The following is an 18,901-nucleotide window of genomic DNA, read 5'->3' on the forward strand; positions in this document are numbered from 1 at the left end:
GACTTTAGTTGCGGTCCAGCTTGCTCAACAGACCGAGCATGTCGTCAGGCAAGGATTGGCTACGCGCGTCGAAGACCGACCGTAAAGCGCGTGCGACGCCGTCCTTTGCGGACGGCATCTGAACAGTCACAAAGCGCGACACAGGAGCATATTCCTTCTGTTGCAACAATTTGCCGTTGTATCTCATATCAATGTAAACGGTTCGAGTTCACAAAGGTTGCGCATTGTTTTGACAGGCTGTGTCCAGCCATGTTGACAGGCCAAAGATACAACGGTGGCGGAACAACATAGCGTGACAAAATGCATCGACACATCAGCAGCATTGGTGCGTGCGCACGCGCACTCGCCATTTCTAGCTCGAATGCTCACGCGATATCCTCATATTGCGGCCTCGCTTTCAGAGGGTGACGTCGATGCAGCGATGGGAATGGCCCATGCCGAAGGCGTCCAGACCGAAGTGGTGGCGCAGTCACTACGGCGACAACGCGGCGCTCTTGCTCTTGTAACGGCAATTGCCGATCTGTCCGGCGCCTGGAATCTCGACACGGTAACGCAGACGCTGTCCGATTTTGCAGACATAGCCCTCGAACGGGCGATAGACGCGGCGTTCGCCGAACGGTTTCCAGGCGAAGCGCCGCGCGGATTCGCCGTGATTGCACTTGGCAAGCATGGGAGCCGGGAGCTGAATTACAGCTCCGACATCGATCCGATCCTGATCTTTGACCCCGAAACCTTGCCGCATCGGTCTCGGGAAGAACCTGTCGACTCTGCCGTTCGTCTGGCGAAGCGCGTGACAGAATTACTCAGTGCGAGAGATGGCGACGGCTATGTCTTCCGCGTCGACTTGCGCCTTCGCCCATCGCCCGAGGTGACGCCGATCGCGTTGCCCGTGGAGGCGGCGATCGGATATTATGAGTCCATGGCGGTTGGTTGGGAGCAGGCCGCGTTCATTCGCGCACGCGTCGCAGCCGGAGATGGCCCTCTGGGCGATTATTTCCTTCGCTCCATCCGGCCATTCGTCTGGCGACGCTCACTCGATTTCGGCGCGATCGATGCGATCACCGATATCTCCCGGCGTATTCGCGACCATTATGCGCAGGGACAGGCATTCGCACCGGGCTATGACCTGAAGCGCGGACGTGGCGGTATCCGTGAAGTTGAGTTTTTTGCCCAGGTGCATCAGCTTATCCATGGCGGACGCAACGCAGCCTTGCGATCCGGCTCGACGCGTGAAGCAGTGAAGGCTCTGGCAGACCATGGCATCATCGAAGCGGAAACGGCGCAGCGGCTCGACGAGGCTTATGTGCTGCTGCGCACGATCGAACACCGGTTGCAAATGGTGGACGACCGGCAGACGCACGAATTGCCAGCGAGCATTCCGCAGCTGGATAACGTGGCGCACCTGCACGGCCTTGCCGATGGCGGCGCGTTGCTGGCACTGCTTGCGCCGCACGTCACCTGGGTTGGCGGCAACTACGACAGGCTCGTTCGCGAAGACGCTGCCGAACAATTGTCGCAGAACGGCACCGTGTTGGAAGGGCAGTTACGCGACATGGGTTTTGCGGACCCAGCCGTTCCTCTCGCGCGTATCGCCCATTGGCGCGAAGGAACGATCCGCGCGCTCCGTAGCGCACCGGCACGCAAGGCGCTGGAGGAGCTGCTGCCGGTATTGATGAAAGCGCTGGCCGACGCGCCAGATCCGGCCACGGCACTCAATAGGCTCGACAGCATGGTCGCGCGTTTGCCGAGCGCCATCAATTTCTTCAAGCTGCTCACGACGCGGCCCGCCGTGGTGCAATTGCTAACCGAGATATTAAGCCATGCGCCCACGCTTGCCGAAGCTTTGGCTCGTCGGAGCGAATTGCTCGATGGACTGATCGATGCCAGCGCTTTCGATCCGCCGCCATCGGTGCCTGAACTGGCAAAGCAACTGGGCGCGCTGGAGCCGGGCGACGATTATCAGATGTTGCTCGACCGCGTACGGCAACGCGTTGGGGATAAACGCTTTGCTTTGGGCGCCCAGATTGTGCGGGGCCATAGCGATCCGCTGAAGGTGGCGGCAGGCTATTCGCGCCTTGCGGAATCCGCGATCGACGTGCTTGTGCAGGGCACCGTCGCGGAGTTCGAGGCGGCGCATGGCCAGGTTCCGGGCGGCGAGCTCGCCATATTGGCGCTGGGGCGGCTCGGCGGCGGGGCGCTGACACATGCGTCGGACCTTGATCTTATCTATCTGTTCTCCGGAGACTTCGCGGCGGAATCCGCTGGCCCCAAACCGCTAGGGGCAACGCAGTATTTCAATCGCCTCGCGCAACGCATCACCAATGCACTCTCCGTGCAGACAGGGTCCGGGCCATTGTACGAGGTCGATACCCGCCTGCGTCCGTCCGGTGCGCAAGGCCTACTCTGTGTCAGCTTCGAGAGCTTCGCCCGTTATCAGCGCGAGGCGGCATGGGCGTGGGAGCATTTGGCGCTGACGCGTGCACGCCCGATCTATGGATCCGATGTTGCCCGCACTTCCCTACGGAAGATCATCGCCGAGACGCTGGAAATGCCCCGCGATGGAGAGGCGCTTGCCCGCTCCGCCGTGAAGATGCGGAGCGAAATCGCAAAACATAAGCCGCCGGCGGGTCCTCTGGACGTCAAGCTGGTGGAAGGCGGCCTGATCGATCTTGAGTTTCTGATCCACGTCACGCAGTTCCTGACGCAGAGCGCCTTCACGCCGGATTTGCGCGAGGCGCTGCGGCAATTGATCGCATCGAGCCATCTCCCAGCTTCGCTGCTTCCCGCGCATGATCTCCTTGCGCGCTTTCTCGTCGTCTCCCGCCTCGTCTCACCCACATCGGCGGAACCGGCTCCAGCCACCCGTCCGCTGGTGGCGCGCGCCTGCCAGGTCGCAGATTGGGATGCACTGCTTGCAAGCTACATGGCGGCAAGGCAGGAGGTATCTGAACGGTGGAGCGCCATCGTGGATCGCTACGCAGGGGAAGTCTGATGTTGAACGCAGGTGATAAAGCGCCGGACGCCGCATTGCAGACCAGTTCAGGCGAGAGCTTTACGCTCAAGAATTATGCTGGAAAGCCCCTCGTCCTCTATTTCTATCCCAAAGCGGACACGCCCGGTTGCACCAGCGAGGCGCAGGCGTTCACAGAACTTGCCGACGACTTTGCAGCGGCAGGTCTGGCCGTTATCGGCGTGTCCAAAGACAAGCCCGCCAAGCTCAAGAAGTTTGCGGACAAATACGGTTTGAAGGTCGTTCTCGCTTCCGACGAGACTGGCGACTTTTGCGAGGCGTTCGGCACCTGGGTCGAAAAGTCGATGTATGGTCGCAGATATATGGGGATCGAACGGTCGACTTTCCTGATCGACGCAAATGGCACCGTCGTCCGGGTCTGGCCGAAGGTGAAAGTGAAGGGGCATGCAGAAGAGGTTCTGGATGCCGCTAAAGCGCTTTCGTCATAGCCGCGACCATTGCTGTCCCGAATCGTTACAAGGGCGTTCTTTGATCTGAACATGACAAATGGCGTCATCATAGCGACGAAACGAGTGCCATTCCGTGACGCAAATCACTAAGAAAGGCTTAAAAACCGCCATTTTCGGGCTTAGGTTAACCCTCAGTTCAACGCTTCAACCCGTCATGGGGCCGGTTGGACGCGCTAAAATGTGACAACGCTTGCTTAATGCGCCGCGATTTGCAGACATGATGAACGGGGGCAGTTCAATCTGCTTTTAAAAATAGGATTTACGTCTCGCTGCCACCGGCCGTGCGACGGCAAAGTCGGGGTTCGCATGTCGCATCGTCAAGTAAGCAACGATACCAACAATCTTTTGTTCCAACGTTTTCCTTCGTCGTTTGCAAAAACGGCTTTCATCGCAGCAGCAGCCCTGATGGCTTGTGCCGCTGCCCCCGCGTCTGCCGCTGAAGAAGATGGCCCCTATGCCGATGTAACGGCTGCGGACCTCGCACCTGCTGCCAAGGCAACAAACGATGCGGGCTTCTCTTCCCTGTTTTCCAGCTGGAAGAAGATGGACAATGTCGCACAGTCGTCGGTGTTCATCCCTTCAGGCCGTCCTGTCGCGAAGCTCAGCCTGACGAGTAACTTCGGCGTCCGCTCCGATCCGTTCAACGGCTCGGCCCGGATGCATAAGGGCATCGACATCCCCGGCCCTTCAGGGACTCCGATCTATGCGACCGCCGACGGCATCGTCAGCCGCGCCGGATGGGCCAGCGGCTATGGCAATCTCGTTGAAATCTCGCACGGGAACGGCATGGAAACGCGCTATGGCCATATGTCGAAGCTGATCGTTGCGCCTAACACGCATGTGCGTCGTGGCCAGCTCATCGGCCTGATGGGTTCGACGGGTCGCTCGACCGGCAGCCATCTTCATTATGAAGTGCGGGTCGCGGGTAACGCCGTCAATCCGCTGCCTTTCGTGGCGGGTGCCGATTATCTGATGGCGTTGAATACCAAGCCGCCGGTCGCCATGGGTGGTCCGACGCTGCGCGAAGAAAAAGACGCCGATTAATGGGCGATGATCGCGGCGTGAGCCGTGATTAGAACGCTACCTTTGCAAAGGCCCGGAGCGAAAGCTTGCCGGGCCTTTTGCTTGTCCCTATCTATAGCGGCATGACAGAGATTGACCTTACACCATCCGCAGCGTCCCGCGTTGCCGCTATCGCCCAGCGTCAGGGCAAGGCGGCGATATTGCGGCTCGCCGTCGAAGGTGGAGGCTGCTCGGGTTTCCAGTATCGCTTTGGCCTGGCCGATGGCGTGGATGCGGAGGATGTGTCGGTGGAGCGTGATGGCGTGACGCTGGTGGTCGATCCGATGAGCCTTGATCTGGTGCGCGGCGCTGCCGTCGATTATGTCGAGGACCTGGTCGGCGCGGCATTTAAGGTGACGAACCCCAATGCCACGGCTGGTTGCGGCTGCGGGTCCAGCTTCTCGGTCTGACGAATTTCAAAGCAAGTGCGGCTTTAGCTGGCCCGGTGCGCCCAGCTTGGCTAACAGTGTCGTCATGCGTATCGCGACTTTCAACATCAATGGCATCAAGGCCCGCCTGCCGCGGCTGATCGAATGGCTGAACGAGACACAGCCGGACGTCGCCTGCCTTCAGGAAATCAAGACCTCCGATGAGACCTTCCCGGCGAAGGATATCGAAGCGGCGGGCTATGGCGTGATCTGGCATGGGCAGAAGGGGTTCAACGGCGTTGCGATCCTGGCGCGGGGGCAGGTGCCGCAGGAAGTCCGGCGCGGGCTGGAGGGCGAACCAGAGGACGAACATAGCCGCTATCTGGAAGCCGAGGTGGGCGGCGTGCGCATCGCCAGCATCTACCTTCCCAACGGCAATCCGCAGCCGGGGCCGAAGTTCGATTACAAGCTGCGCTGGATGAAGCGCCTCCGTACGCGAGCGGCGGAAATCTGGGCGGAGGAAGTCCCTGCGGTGCTCGCAGGCGACTACAACGTGATCCCGCGCGACAAGGACACCTATTCCGTGAAGGCCATGGCCGACGACGCGCTGATGCAGCCCGAAAGCCGCGCCGCCTATCGCCGCCTATTGGCGGATGGGTGGACCGATGCGCTGTTGAGCCGCCACCCGCAGGGCGGCGTCTGGACCTATTGGGACTATCAGATGAACGCATGGCCGCGCGACGCGGGCTTTCGCATCGACCATCTGCTGCTGAGCCCCGCCGCCGCCGACCGCCTGTACGATGCGCAAGTGGACAAGGACTTCCGCGGCCGCGAGAAGGCGAGCGATCATGCGCCGGTGTGGGTGGAATTGCAGTAGCTTTGGAGCGGTAAATCTGGTCCACGCGTTGCGTCTTCCATTCAGTACGCTTTAAAGGAAGCGGAAAGCGCCGTCCGATACAAGACGGCTGCGGACTAATCGGATTTGGCCGAAAACCTTGGTGTAAGACTCTCCGTTGCAGAACGGCGCTTTACGCTCTTTGATCTTCTAATTGACCATAGCGGTTTAGGACAGCGCAGTCCTATACGCAGCGCATCCCTCCTTGCAGACGGATGCTTGACAGCAATCGGGAACTGCTACACTTCCAACATGACACCGGTTTCCAAAGCCGTCTGTATAATGAGGATGCCAGCTTCATGGACATCGACCGCAGAACCCTGTTCGTTGGGGGGCTTTCTTTCGCCGCAACTCTGCCAGTTCCGGCGCATGCAGCGATGGCATCAATCATCAATCCCCGAAGTCCCAATGAGATCATCGATCTGTGGCCCAATATCCCCCCAGGCGCGCCGAGAACCATGCCGGTGGAGACGATCGAGGAGCGGTCGGCAGTGGCGGACCGACCGGATCGCATAATTACCGGCGTCGCTCGCCCGCGTATGTACCTCTTTAAACCCGACCGCCCAAATGGCGCGGCGGTGCTCATCATGCCGGGGGGCGGCTATAGGCAGGAGGCCTTCGACAATAGCGGCTTTCAGATCGCCCATTGGCTCGTCACCCATGGCTACCACGCCTTTGTGCTGATCTATCGCCTCCCCGGCGAAGGGTGGGCAGACCGCACAAACGCGCCTCTGGCCGACGCGCAGAGAGCGATGCGCCTGATCCGGCAGAAAGCAGGCGCACTCGCCATTTCACCAGAGCGAGTAGCGGCAATGGGCTTCTCGGCTGGCGGCCATGTCTGCTCCGACCTTTCCACGCGCTTTGCTACGTCCAGCTACACCCCGGTTGACGCGGCAGACAGCCTGTCGGCCCGCCCTCACTGCGCGGCACCCATCTATCCTGTGGTCAGTATGGACCCGGCGATCGCCCATGCCGGATCACGTGACAAGCTGCTCGGCCCTAACCCCACCAAAGCAATGGAAGTGGCTCATTCCTCGGACCGCAACGTCTCCTTACAATGCCCGCCGCATTTCCTGGTCCACGCTGCGGATGACGAAACCGTGCCTGTGGAAAACACGCTGCGGCTGAGTGCCGCGTTGCGGGCTGCGGGCGTGAAGGTCGATACTCACATCTTCGCTGAGGGAGGGCACGGCTTTGGCGTGTCCAGAATCGCAGGCATGCCGGTTGCTGCCTGGCCTGAGCTTTGGCTCGGCTGGGCGCGGCGAACCGGCCTTGCGTGACAGCATCCTTACGATACGTTCCGTCTCTCAGGTCCGGCCTCGCTTCTGCCCTGTCGCCTGTCTGTCAGAATGCCTGCCAGCCCGCCGACGCACGCGAGAATTCCACTCTAAATGCGGGATTGGCGATCGCCAGCCGCACCGACATCTCGACCCGCCTGAAGTATGGTCAGACATCGAACCGGATCAAGAAAAGCGTGAGCGGCAGGGGTCGGCCAAGTCCTCGCCGCAATTTTCAGGCTGCTGCCTTCAGCCCCGCGTTAGCGCCTTCAATGAGCGCTGTCAGTTCCTGCAGTTCGGCATCGTCCAGATCGGTGAGTGGCGGACGCACCGCGCCGGCCGGTCGGCCAATCGCAGTCATGCCCGCCTTTACGATGGACACGGCATAGCCCGCACCGCGATTGCGAATGCGCAGATAGGGGAATACGAAGCCGTTAAGCATGTCGAGAATGGTCGCCTTGTCCCGCGCCCGCACCGCCGCATAAAAGGCCAGCGCCCATTCCGGCATGAAGTTGAAGATTGCGGAGGAATAGGTGGTGACGCCCATTTCCAGATAGGCTGGCGCGAACGTTTCCGCTGTCGGCAGGCCGCCGACATAGGTCAGTCGGTCACCCATCTTGGCATAGATGCGCATCATCAGTTCTACATCGCCCACACCGTCCTTGTAGCCGACCAGATTGGGGTTGCGATCGCACAGCCCGGCCAGCGTATCTTCATGCAGGATGGCATTGTCGCGATTATAGACGATGATACCGAGCGATGTCGCCTTGCATACGGTTTCGATATGCGCGGCGAGACCCTCTTGCGTCGAATGGGTCAAGTAGGGTGGCAGCAGCAATATACCTTTGGCGCCCGCCTGCTCGATGGCCCTGGCGAGGTCTGTGGCTATCGCCGTGCCATATCCACACCCTGCCAGCACCGGCACCGCATCCCCTGCTTCTTCCACCGCAGCCCTGACGATTGTCGGCACTTCCTGCGGGCGCAGCGAGAAGAACTCGCCCGTACCGCCTGCTGCGAACAGGCCAGCGACGTCATAGCCGCCCAGCCATGCCAGATGCTCACGATAGGCCGCCTCGTCGAAATCATGATTCTGGTCGAAATGCGTCACCGGAAACGACAACAGACCTCCACCGATACGCTTGGCCATTTCCTCAGGCGACATCGAACCCTCCCAACTAGATCGTGTATCCTGGGTAGCCGTCCGGGCGCACCATACCCACCGCTCAGAGTGGATCGATTCATGTCCACGCGGCATCGATTTTGCCGGGCAAGGCCATGCTATAGCTGGCAGAACCAACGGAAAAACGAGCCATAATGTAGCAAGGAGAGACAAGATCATGCACGAACATCCGCCATTCTCCCGCCGCGACCTGATGCGTTCTTCGGCCGGCGCGGCGATCGCCACCGTGGCGGCCGACCGCGCCATGGCAGCGACTGCGCCCGATCCCTGGACGCGGGGGACGTCGATCGCCCAATCGATCAAGCCCACGCATTTTCCAGATGCGGATTTCCCGATAACGCGCTTTGGAGCGCGGGCGCGGGCGGGCCATGACAACAGCGCGGCGATCGCCGCTGCCATCGCTGCCGCCCATGCCGCCGGCGGCGGCCGCGTCATCGTGCCGCCGGGCATATGGGAAAGCGGTGCGATCCACCTCAAGTCAGACGTCAACCTTCACGTCGAGGCAGACGCAACGATCCGCTTTTCCACCAACCCCGGCGACTATCCGATCGTCTTCACTCGCTGGGAAGGCATCGAACTCATGAACTACTCTCCGCTCGTCTACGCCCATGGGCAGAGCAATGTCGCCCTGACCGGCGGCGGCACGCTGGATGGCCAAGCCGATGCCGCCCATTGGTGGAGCTGGAAAGGCCCATGGGGCGGCACTGTCGATCATGGCTGGAAAGAAGGAATGCCCGACCAGCGCCCCGCCCGCGCCAAGCTGTTCGCGATGGCAGAAGCGAACGTGCCCCCGTCACAGCGCATCTTCGGTGACGGCCACTATCTGCGGCCTGCCTTCGTACAATTTTACGCCTGCGACCGCGTGCTGATCGAAGGGGTTAAGCTGCGCCGCTCTCCCTTCTGGCAGGTACACCCGGTGCTGTGCCGCAACGTGGTCGTACGTGGGCTGGATATTCACGGACTTGGCCCCAACAATGATGGCTGCGATCCGGAATCGGTCGACATGATGCTGATCGAGGATTGCACATTCGAAACCGGTGACGACTGTATTGCCGTCAATTCGGGGCGCAACGCCGACGGACGCCGGCTTGCTGCGCCGTCGCAGAACATCCTCATCCGCAATTGCCATATGAAGGAAGGGCATGGCGGCGTGGTTGTGGGCAGCCAGATCTCGGGGGGCGCCCACCACATCTTTGCGGAAAACTGCACCATGGACTCGCCGGACCTCTGGTACGCCCTGCGCTTCAAGAATAATGCCCTGCGCGGTGGCTTGCTGGAACATTTCTACTTCCGCGACATCACCGTGGGGCAGGTTGCGCGCGCCGCCATTGCCTGCGACTTCAATTATGAGGAAGGCGCAAACGGGCCGTTTAAGCCGGTCCTGCGAGATGTCGTGGTTCAGCGGCTCAAGGTCACGAAGGCACGCCGCGTACTGGATAGTCAGGGCTTGCCCAATGCGCCGATCGGCACACTGAGACTGGAGGATTGCAGCTTCGACGGTGTGACCGATCCGTCGATTCTCGTTCATAGCCCCGACCTCAACCTGTCGCGTGTTCGTGTGAACGGCGCTGCTGTCGATCGGCTGACATAGCTTGCCGCTTTTCCCGCCGCTCGATAGCCTGTAGATATCGACAATGTTCGAATTGACCCATCTGCGCTGCTTCGTGGTCTTGGCCGAGGAACTTCACTTCGGTCGGGCCGCAGAGCGCCTGCATATGACGCAGTCACCGCTCAGCCGCCAGATTCAGGTGCTGGAACGGATATTGGGAGTCGAGCTGTTCAATCGCACGAGCCGCAGGGTTACGCTGACACTGGCAGGCGAAACCTTCCTGCGCGAGGCCCGGAGGATCGTGCGCCTATCCGAGAGCGCAGCGCTCGCCGCGCGCCGGGTGTGGAAGGGCGAGACGGGGCGCATCTCCATCGGCTTCACCGCTGTATCGGGCTATGTTCTGCTACCCCGCATCGTAAAGCGCGCTGCAATCGAATTGCCGGGGCTTGAACTCCAATTGCACGAGCTGGTTTCGGGCGACCAGTCCGAAGCGCTGCACACCGGCCTGATCGATCTGGCGCTCGTGCGGCCGCCGCTCGACCGGGTACAGTTCGATTCCGCCCCTCTGCTTCTCGAAAAACTACTTGTCGCCTTGCCGGAAAATGACCCTCGGTTGGAACAGGACGGCTTTGTGCCTCAGGATTTCGACGGTCAGGATCTGGTCATGTACACACAGCGGGGCGCGGGCTATTTCCACCAGCTGCTTACCCATCTGTTCGAGCGGGCGGGCGCGGCGCCCAACTATGTTCAGCATGTCACGCAGATCCATTCGCTGCTGGGACTGGTCGGCGCGGGCCTGGCAGCAGGGATCGTGCCGGAAGCGGCGGCTGGTCTTCATCCACGGGGCGTCATCTTCCGTCCCTTCGCCAGCGAGCCAGAGACGCCCGTCGAGTTGCATCTTGCGTGGCGCCGCGAAAGTGAGAACCCCGCTCTGCCCGCCTTTCGCGAACTGTGCCTTAATGCAGTCGAAGAAGCTGGCTGAGCCAATGACTACGGTAAAGCGATCAGCTCATTCCGTCCGGCCATGCCAAGCTTGGCTGTAAGCTAAAGCACTGCATCTCAAGCGTGATGCGCGCCCCTGACCCCGGCTCCAGCCGGATCGCGACATCGCGGTTGCCCACCAAGATGCGCCGGTCACCTAATCGAACCGCCTCGATCCGATGTTCCCCATAGCCCCCGCCTCGCACGATAAGGCGTCGGGTCTGCGCAGGATTGATGTTGACCAGCGATAGAGTCGTGCTGTTCCTGCTGAGCTTTTCGACCAGCAGGGCTACGTCGTCCGGCAGCCCCGGCCGTCTGGCGTCGGCATCGAAATGGCGCAGCCGCGCGAAAAGCAATGTGCCGCCCTGATTGGGTGAATTCTTCGACCATGGCGGGCGGGCGACATGGATCGCACCCATCGTCTGGTGGAGCAGCGCCGTCACGGATACCGGGTTGCGCTCAATGGGATTGTCGGCCAGCCGCGTCTGCGCGGTCGTCTTGTCCTCACGCACGCGCACCATCTGTGTCCGCACGCGGTCCATGTCGTCCATCAGCGCCTGCTCGGCCCAGTCCGGCGACTTGCCATCGAGGAAGTCTGTCCAGGGCGTCGCGGCCATGGCAGCCCTGTCGCTCTCCCGCATCGAGAGATACCAAATCTCGCCCGTGTTGTACCGATAGGGTCCAGGCTTGAAGCTGTACCAGCCTTGCTTGCCGAACATGGTTGGCGCGCTGTCCACGCCATCGATTTTTTTCGATGCGGCATTGATCCGGGCATTCTGGTCGCGCCAGACCTGAAGATACCGGTCGTCACCTGTTGCCAGATAGGCGTTCATGAAGCCCATGATGGCGCGCGGAATGCGGTTACGGTCCTCGCGCTTTCCAGTCACCGGCGAGACGGGGCTGAAGCCCCAGCCATAGGCGCCGCCGTACCAACGCCCGCCCGCGCCTCCGCCAATCCTGCCATCGGGACCGATGTTACTGGGCAATATGCCGCCATTAGCCTTGGCGCGGCTCATCCATGCCTCGACATATTCGAGCATCCAGTCGCGGAATCGCGCCTCGCCGGTAAGCATCCAGGCATTGAACCCCAACGCCGTCGAGTGAAGGTTCAGCGGATTGTCACCAACCGTCTCGGTATATTCGCGATAATGTTCCAGCGTGTCAGCATAACTCGATTCGCCGTGCACCATCTCGAACGGCTTGGTATCGAACGGGTCGCCGGCCCAGTCCAGCATCGTCGCGGGCCGCATCAGCGGGCCGATACTGCCATTGAACATGGACCGGATCAGCTTCAGCTTCGTATCATAGTTCCTGGCGATCGGGTCGCGCCCGGTATAGAAATCCGCAAAGCGCCGTGTCCGTTCGATCAGCTTGGCGTCCTTGGGCGTGCACAGGCCCAGTTGGTTGAAGGTCGTCAGCCCCTCGCTGATATGTTGCCAGTCCATCTGCGGTGGGAACTCGCGCACATACATGCCGTTGCGGCCCATCGGCACATCGCGCGTCCGGGCAGCCGAATATTGCAGGAAATGCGCCTCCTGCACTGCCCTCGCCAGGTCGAGCAGCCCGGCATCGGCGCCGATCAGGTAGAGATAAGGCCAGTCGTTAATCGCCTCTATTGCATCGTCCGGTCCGTCGTTCGCTCCCCAACGAAGGAACGCCTCGATTTCATGCCGCGCGTTGAAATAGCGGTCATGGAAGGCACGGGCCGCGTCGCCCTGCATCGCGATCAGGTGCCGTTGGAGCACAGCCCAGCGGGGCGCTGCCATCGGCGTATCGACCACGATCTCGGACTGCGCGGCCCGCGCAACTCCCGGCAGGCCAGTGGTCAAGGCCAGCGCGCCACTACCCACCAAAAGGGTGCGCCGATCCACCTTCATGCCGTAAGCTCCAGACGTTCGAGTTTCTGTACCACTACGAAATAAGCCACGATCGTCAGCAGGCAGTGGATGCCAACGAACAGGAGCGCCGTGTCGAAAGATCCCGCCTGCGCGACTAGCAGGCCCACAACGATGGGCGTTACGATGCCGGCCGCGTTGCCGAAGGTGTTGAACACCCCTCCGGCCAACCCGGCAAGCTGACGTGGCGCGACGTCGGACATCACTGCCCAGCCCAGCGACGCCACGCCCTTGCCGAAAAAGGCAAGGGACATCAGCAGGATCACGCCCCATTGGCTTTCGACATAGGCCGCCGCCATTATCAAGCTGGCGAGCAACATGCCGCCCAGCAACGGCGCCTTCCGCGCCAGGGTGATCGATCCGGTTCGCGCCAGGAGCCGGTCGGACACGATACCGCCGACCAGCCCGCCCAGGAACCCGCAGATCGCCGGGACAGCCGCGACAAAGCCCGCATGCAATATGTCAAATCCCCGATCGCGCACCAGATAGATCGGGAACCAGGTCACGAAGAAATAGGTGAGCACGTTGATGCAATATTGGCCCAGATATATGCCGATCATCATGCGGTTGGCGAGCAACTGGCGCACATTATTCCAAGTGAATGTCTTGTCCCGCGCCTTATCAGACGGTGTGTCCAGCTCGACCAGCCCGCCTCCCTCACGGATCAAGTCAATTTCCGCTCGGTTGACCCAAGGGTGGTTGACCGGGTTGCGGATGAACGCGGCGAAGGCGATCGCAGCCAATATTCCCAGCGCTCCCATGACGAAGAACACACTGCGCCAGCCGAAGACATGAACGATCCAGCCCATTAAAGGCGCGAAGGCAACGAGCGAGAAATACTGCGCAGAATTAAATATCGCCGAAGCAGTCCCTCGCTCGCGCGCCGGGAACCATGCCGCAACGATCCGTGCATTGCCGGGAAAGGAGGGCGCCTCGCAAAATCCAACGAGGAAGCGCAGCACGAAAAGCTGCACGATTACCGACGCGCCAGTCAGGAAGCCCACAAAGCCTTGTACCGCTGTGAAGGCCGACCATGCGGCGATGGCGGCGATATACACCGGGCGTGTGCCGAAGCGGTCCAGCAACGCGCCGCCCGGAATCTGCGCAGCCGCGTAGGCCCATGCGAAGGCGGAGAGGATGAAGCCGGTCTCAATGGTGGTCAGCCCCAACTCGTCGGAGGCTGACGCGCCTGCGATCGAAAAAGTCGAGCGATCCGCATAGTTCAGCGACGTGATGACGAACACCAGCGCGATGATGAGATACCGCACCCTGGTCGGTATTGCGGCTGCTTGCGGTCCACCGGACATCAACTGGCTCTCCCCACCGCCATTATGGCTTCTTGATTGCTTGATACGCTGGCCAAGCTGTCCGCTTCCATGCCGCAAAGCCAATCGATCGATGCCAGTACAACATCATAGCGAGAAAGACGGACGATCTTGCCGATTTTCCTTCGAATTGATGCCTGATCGCCCGACCGATGCAGCAACGGCATCGATCAAGCCCTTTTTCTTGGAGGAAGCCGCCGACGGCTTCTGCGTAGGTACAAGACAATGGTTGTCATCTATTGATACCGGTGTCACGCAAGTGTGGGTTGTTCACGGAACGTCGTGAATGCCTTTATAAACAAAGATGGGGAGGTCTAGAAATGCAGCCTTATACAGTCTCGATCCGTCATCGCTTGGCCTGGAGCGTTTCAACCGCGGTGCTCGCCATCGCGGGGGTGACACCTGCCATAGCACAGGATGCCGCCGCGCAGGACAGCGACCCGGGCGTCGCCGACATCATCGTTACGGGTTTCCGCAATTCGGTGGAAAGCGCGCAGCTTGAAAAGCGCGAAGCTTCCGGTGCGGTGGATGTCATCAAGGCCGAGGATATCGCCAAATTTCCCGACAACAACCTCGCCGAGTCGCTTCAGCGCATCCCGGGCGTCGCCATTTCGCGTGAGGGCGGCGAAGGTCGCGCCATTTCCGTGCGTGGCCTGGGGCCGGAATATACCCGTGTGCGCATCAACGGCATGGAAGCGGTAGCGACGACTGGCGGATCGGACGCAGGGGGCGGCGTCAATCGCGGCCGCGGCTTCGACTTCAACGTCTTCGCCTCGGAACTGTTCAACTCCCTGACGGTGCGCAAGACGGCCTCGGCGTCAGTTGAGGAGGGTTCGCTTGGTGCAACCGTCGATCTGCAGGCCGCCCGCCCTCTCGACTACAAGGATCGCTTCGTGGTCGCCGGATCGGCCCGCGGCGGTTATAATGACCTGTCGAAGAAGTGGGACCCGCGCGTGGCCGGCCTTGTCAGTTGGCAGAATGATGCCGGCACGCTGGGCGCGCTCTTCTCCGGCGCCTATTCTACCCGCACGATCAACGAAAAAGGCCACTCGACTGTGCGCTGGAGCCCGGCAGGGGCGAATGGCGGCTTCAACGCCGCCTCCACCCTGCCCGGCTACACTGCCGCGCAGCTCAATACAGTGCCCGCCGCCAACGGCTCGAACTGGGGCGACCTCGTTTATCACCCGCGTATTCCGCGTTTCGATAGCTGGTCGAACGACATCAAGCGCCTTGGTCTGACCGGCGCCATCCAGTGGCAACCATCGGACCGCACCGAGATCATCGTCGAGGGTCTCTATTCCAAGTCCAAGACCAAGCGCGATGAAAACTATATCGAGGCGATATCGTTCAGCCGCACCGGCGCCTCCGGAAAGGCGCAGAGCATCATCCGCACGGGCGAAGTGAACGACGAGAACGAGCTTGTCTATGGCGTGTTCGATGACGTGGACATGCGCATAGAATCGCGCCACGACGAATTCAGCACCACGTTCTATCAGTATAACACCGTGCTCAAACAGGAGTTGAGCGACCGCTTCCGCGTGAACGGCTATGCGGGTTACTCCAAGTCCAAGTTCGATAGTCCCGTCCAGACTACGATTGTCCTCGATCGACTTAATTCGGACGGCTACAGCTGGGATTATCGCGACAACGAACGCTCGCCAGTCGTCAACTGGGGCTTCGATCCCAGCAATGCAGCCAACTGGTCCTTCATCAACGGTCAGTCGGATGTCCGCCTGCGTCAGAATGCTGTGACCAACGACTATCTGTCGACCAAGCTGGGCGGTGAATGGGACGTCACGGAAGGCTTCAAATTGTCCTTCGGCGGTGAATATCGCCGCTTCCGCTATGAAACCTTCGAATCACGGCGCTTCGTGGCGGAAACAGCGTCCGGCACCTTAACACCGGCACAGATCGTTTCGCTCACCTCCCCGTTCAGTGGCGTGACGGGCGATCCGGCGTATAGCGGCTATGTCGTACCCAGTCTTCAGGGCTTCATCGACACCCTCGACATCTACTGCAACTGCGTGACCAACATAAACGGCCAAGCAGTCGATTTCCGCGTGAACGGTCGCGACGTTGCGGGGACCAACCCCAATGTCACTGCGGCGGGCAATACCGGCAACATCAAGGAAGTCGACAAGGCGCTGTGGTTCCAGATCGATTTTGAACGCGAACTGGGCGGCATCACCTTCCGTGGCGACGCAGGTGTGCGCTATGTCAAGACCAGGCAGACCTCGTTCGGCTATGGCCTCGCGAGCGGCACCGCCGTACCGATCACAGTCAAGCGCTCGTATGAGAACTGGTTGCCGTCGATGAACCTGGTCGCGGAAGTGACGCCGGACTTCCTGCTCCGCTTCGGCGCGGCGCAGGTCATCACCCGGCCCGGCCTGGGCGCCCTATCGCCTGGCGGCAACCTGACGCTTCAGGCGGCGAACCAGGTCTTCAATCAGGGCAATCCGTTCCTGAACCCCACGGAAGCCTTCAACCTCGATGTTTCGGCAGAGTGGTATTTCGCAAAGGGTTCGCTGCTGGGCGTCAGCCTGTTCCAAAAGGACATCGGATCACTTAGCGGCACGCAGATCTCCACACTGGTTCCCTTCAACCAGCTTGGCTTCCCGCTCAACCTGGCGACCGATCAGGGGCTGGCGCCCGACGTGCCCGTCACCGTGCGCCGCACGATTAACGGCGAAGGTGGCAAGCTCAAGGGCTTCGAAGTGAATTACCAGCACCAGTTGTCGTTCCTGCCGGGCTTCCTCAAGAATGTCGGCATCCTGGCGAACTACACCTATGTGAAGGCGGACCTCAAATATCCCGGCCCCGGTGGCTTTGGAACCGTTGTCGGCCCGCTCACCAACCTGTCAAAGCACACGGCCAACGGCACGCTCTTCTACGAAGACAGGCTACTCAGCCTGCGCAGTTCGGTCTCCTACCGTTCCGGCTACGTAGAGGCGTTTGGCGGCGGTGCGCGCGATCAGAACAGCGAAGAAGGCGTGAACAGCGCGATCAACGTCGACGCCTCGATCGGCATTAACGTCAACGATAATCTGACGCTGACAATCGAAGGCAACAACCTGACGAACGAGCGCAAGGATCAGTATATCGATGCGAACGATCGCGTCGTGCTGAACCACACATTCGGACGCCAGTTCTACTTCGGCGTCCGCTTCAAATACTAACAGCAACGTTCAGGGCCGTTCCGCACACAGACTGAAATGTGCAGGACGGCCCTGCCGCCTGAATGCTCTGCGTCCGGATGGTGAAGGCAGAGTCAAACGAGGAGAGACAGGCTTGACCTCAAGTCCTTATTTCAGCCGCAGGACAGTTATTGCGGGGAGCGCGGCCTTGCTTGGCACAGGCAGCAATCTGTTCGCGCAGTCGGCATCTCCTACGCGCAGACCTCCCTTCCCGCTTGAGGACGACAACGGCCGGCCCATCGATCCGCCGCCGCCCGGCTATTACACGATCAATGGCCGCAGTGGCCCTGGCCTGCCGGTCACGAAGGAAACCGAACGAGGCGGCTGGGTTACCAGCGAAGCCGCCGTGGATCGCAAGGGCGTGCGCTTCAAAGGTCCAGGCCGACCGCCCGCCAATGCGCTTCCCTGGGGCGATTCCGACTCTGGCCGCGTGGTGACGCAGGGCCTTATCCCACCGGTTAAGCCTCTACTTCACCTCCATCTTCGCGACACGATCATCTGTCTCGGCGGCGACGGTAATTACTATATGACCGGGTCGACCGGGGATGACATCTGGAAGACGACCGACGGCATCGAACTGTGGCGCTCGCCCGACCTGAAGCGCTGGGACTATCTCGGTCTCATATGGAGCATGGAGAAGGACGGCGGCTGGGAAAAACAGTGGACCGTGCGCAAGGGCGACTATTTTCGCGCCATCTGGGCGCCGGAAATCCACTTCATCAACGGCAACTACTATATCTGCCATTCGGTCAGCCGATCGGGCATTGCAGTGCTGCGCAGCACGAGCGGTAAGGCGGAAGGCCCCTACGTCCATGCGTTCTCACCCGACAAGCCGCTGCGCAATGGTATCGACGCGACGCTGTTCGGGGACGATGACGGCGCGGTCTACCTCACTTATGGCGGTGCATTCGAAATGGTGCGGCTGAAACCCGACCTGTCCGGCTATGGTGGCGAGTGGACGCCTGTCACCCTGGACACGCCGGACCTGAACCCCGTGCATCACAACAAGAAATGTGTACGCCACGGCTACAGGGACATCGGCTTCGAAGGCGCGACGATGTTCAAACATGCCGGTAAATATTATCTTGGCGCAGTCGATCGGTTCGAGAACAACCGCTATTCCTTTGCCCTCGCTACCTCGGACAAGCCCTTCGGGCCTTACCGCGACCGGTATGAAAGCGTGCCCTGCGGCGGCGGCGGAAATATCTTCAAGGACAAGGAAGGCCGCTGGTGGTGCACCATCTTCGGCAATGACGACGAAGCCCCTTTTCGCGAAAAGCCCGGCATCGTGCCCGCGCGCATGGATGAAAAGGGACACCTGGTCGCCGATTTCCGCCCGCGTAAATTATAGCTTCACTGCAATGTGGACGCAGGTTCTGGGTAGTCGCTGCGGACATCTCATTTCGCGCATCGGCTGGCTTCAGGATGAACAAACAGCGATCTTGACCTTCGTCCTTGGCGTCTAGAGGCAGGGCAGCTTTTCGAGAACTGGCATTGCCTGACTGAGTAACCGTTTCCGGCGTCAGCTTGGCAATGCCCAGGCGAGCCCAATAGCGGTCCGATCATGGTATTCAGTCGGGGTGCTAGGTCTTGGCTGCGACTCTTTGGCATCGCCAGATAGCTGGCATCCGATCCAATGCGCTTCAGCGACTAACATCCTGTCTGCCGCGGTGTTGGATTGCCTTTTTCAGGCGC

At 60.7% G+C, this 18,901-nt stretch carries 15 protein-coding genes; 10 read left to right on the top strand and 5 right to left on the bottom strand.

Annotated features, from left to right (window positions below; genetic code table 11):
* Positions 1–4: 4 nt before the first annotated feature.
* A complete protein-coding gene (locus C1T17_RS19520) occupies positions 5–142 on the bottom strand; it encodes a hypothetical protein (RefSeq protein ID WP_223262713.1) in 138 nt (45 codons plus the stop codon).
* Positions 143–292: 150 nt separating this feature from the next.
* Here C1T17_RS19520 and C1T17_RS19525 point away from each other — a divergent pair, with 150 nt between their 5' ends.
* The 6 genes from C1T17_RS19525 (at position 293) to C1T17_RS19550 (ending at position 7,085) form a co-directional block, all read left to right on the top strand.
* Entirely contained in the window at positions 293–2,992 is a 2,700-nt protein-coding gene (locus tag C1T17_RS19525; RefSeq protein WP_411269250.1) for a bifunctional [glutamine synthetase] adenylyltransferase/[glutamine synthetase]-adenylyl-L-tyrosine phosphorylase, read from the top strand.
* Positions 2,992–3,459: a thioredoxin-dependent thiol peroxidase gene (bcp, locus tag C1T17_RS19530; protein ID WP_104954866.1), complete on the top strand. Its 468-nt coding sequence runs from the start codon at positions 2,992–2,994 to the stop codon at positions 3,457–3,459. Before C1T17_RS19525 ends, bcp begins: the two co-directional genes overlap by 1 nt.
* A gap of 327 nt (positions 3,460–3,786) precedes the next feature.
* Positions 3,787–4,524 (top strand): M23 family metallopeptidase, encoded by a 738-nt coding sequence (locus C1T17_RS19535; RefSeq protein WP_411269202.1) that lies wholly within the window; start codon positions 3,787–3,789, stop codon positions 4,522–4,524.
* A gap of 101 nt (positions 4,525–4,625) precedes the next feature.
* Entirely contained in the window at positions 4,626–4,952 is a 327-nt protein-coding gene (gene erpA / locus C1T17_RS19540) for an iron-sulfur cluster insertion protein ErpA (RefSeq protein ID WP_104955382.1), read from the top strand.
* 64 nt (positions 4,953–5,016) lie between these two features.
* Positions 5,017–5,787, top strand: a complete 771-nt coding sequence (xth, locus tag C1T17_RS19545) for an exodeoxyribonuclease III (RefSeq protein ID WP_104954867.1) — start codon at positions 5,017–5,019, stop codon at positions 5,785–5,787.
* Between the two features lie 317 nt (positions 5,788–6,104).
* Entirely contained in the window at positions 6,105–7,085 is a 981-nt protein-coding gene (locus C1T17_RS19550; protein ID WP_104955383.1) for an alpha/beta hydrolase, read from the top strand.
* Positions 7,086–7,317: 232 nt separating this feature from the next.
* Here C1T17_RS19550 and kdgD read toward each other — a convergent pair whose 3' ends face one another.
* Positions 7,318–8,244, bottom strand: coding sequence for a 5-dehydro-4-deoxyglucarate dehydratase (kdgD, locus tag C1T17_RS19555; protein WP_104954868.1), 927 nt, complete (start codon positions 8,242–8,244; stop codon positions 7,318–7,320).
* A gap of 175 nt (positions 8,245–8,419) precedes the next feature.
* On the opposite strand from kdgD, the gene C1T17_RS19560 reads away from it, so the two are divergent.
* Together C1T17_RS19560 and C1T17_RS19565 are read left to right on the top strand one after the other, a co-directional pair.
* Positions 8,420–9,853: a glycoside hydrolase family 28 protein gene (locus C1T17_RS19560; RefSeq protein ID WP_104954869.1), complete on the top strand. Its 1,434-nt coding sequence runs from the start codon at positions 8,420–8,422 to the stop codon at positions 9,851–9,853.
* A 43-nt stretch (positions 9,854–9,896) separates the two neighbouring features.
* Positions 9,897–10,793, top strand: a complete 897-nt coding sequence (locus tag C1T17_RS19565; RefSeq protein WP_104954870.1) for a LysR family transcriptional regulator — start codon at positions 9,897–9,899, stop codon at positions 10,791–10,793.
* 22 nt (positions 10,794–10,815) lie between these two features.
* Here C1T17_RS19565 and C1T17_RS19570 read toward each other — a convergent pair whose 3' ends face one another.
* From C1T17_RS19570 to C1T17_RS19580, 3 genes are read right to left on the bottom strand one after another with little or no spacing between them, the layout of a single operon-like run.
* On the bottom strand, positions 10,816–12,669 hold the full coding sequence (locus C1T17_RS19570) for a hypothetical protein (RefSeq protein ID WP_104954871.1): 1,854 nt from the start codon (positions 12,667–12,669) through the stop codon (positions 10,816–10,818).
* The gene (locus C1T17_RS19575; protein WP_104954872.1) at positions 12,666–13,994 is read right to left on the bottom strand and encodes an MFS transporter; all 1,329 of its coding nucleotides are present in this window, start codon (positions 13,992–13,994) and stop codon (positions 12,666–12,668) included. Before C1T17_RS19575 ends, C1T17_RS19570 begins: the two co-directional genes overlap by 4 nt.
* Entirely contained in the window at positions 13,994–14,179 is a 186-nt protein-coding gene (locus C1T17_RS19580; RefSeq protein WP_104954873.1) for a hypothetical protein, read from the bottom strand. The genes C1T17_RS19575 and C1T17_RS19580 overlap by 1 nt, the downstream gene beginning before the upstream one ends.
* A gap of 153 nt (positions 14,180–14,332) precedes the next feature.
* On the opposite strand from C1T17_RS19580, the gene C1T17_RS19585 reads away from it, so the two are divergent.
* Complete coding sequence (locus C1T17_RS19585; RefSeq protein ID WP_104954874.1) at positions 14,333–17,188, top strand: TonB-dependent receptor; 2,856 nt, start codon at positions 14,333–14,335, stop codon at positions 17,186–17,188.
* 112 nt (positions 17,189–17,300) lie between these two features.
* Positions 17,301–18,557: a family 43 glycosylhydrolase gene (locus C1T17_RS19590; RefSeq protein ID WP_223262714.1), complete on the top strand. Its 1,257-nt coding sequence runs from the start codon at positions 17,301–17,303 to the stop codon at positions 18,555–18,557.
* The last annotated feature ends 344 nt before the right edge of the window (positions 18,558–18,901 follow it).

This window comes from Sphingobium sp. SCG-1 (assembly GCF_002953135.1).
Lineage (GTDB): Bacteria > Pseudomonadota > Alphaproteobacteria > Sphingomonadales > Sphingomonadaceae > Sphingobium.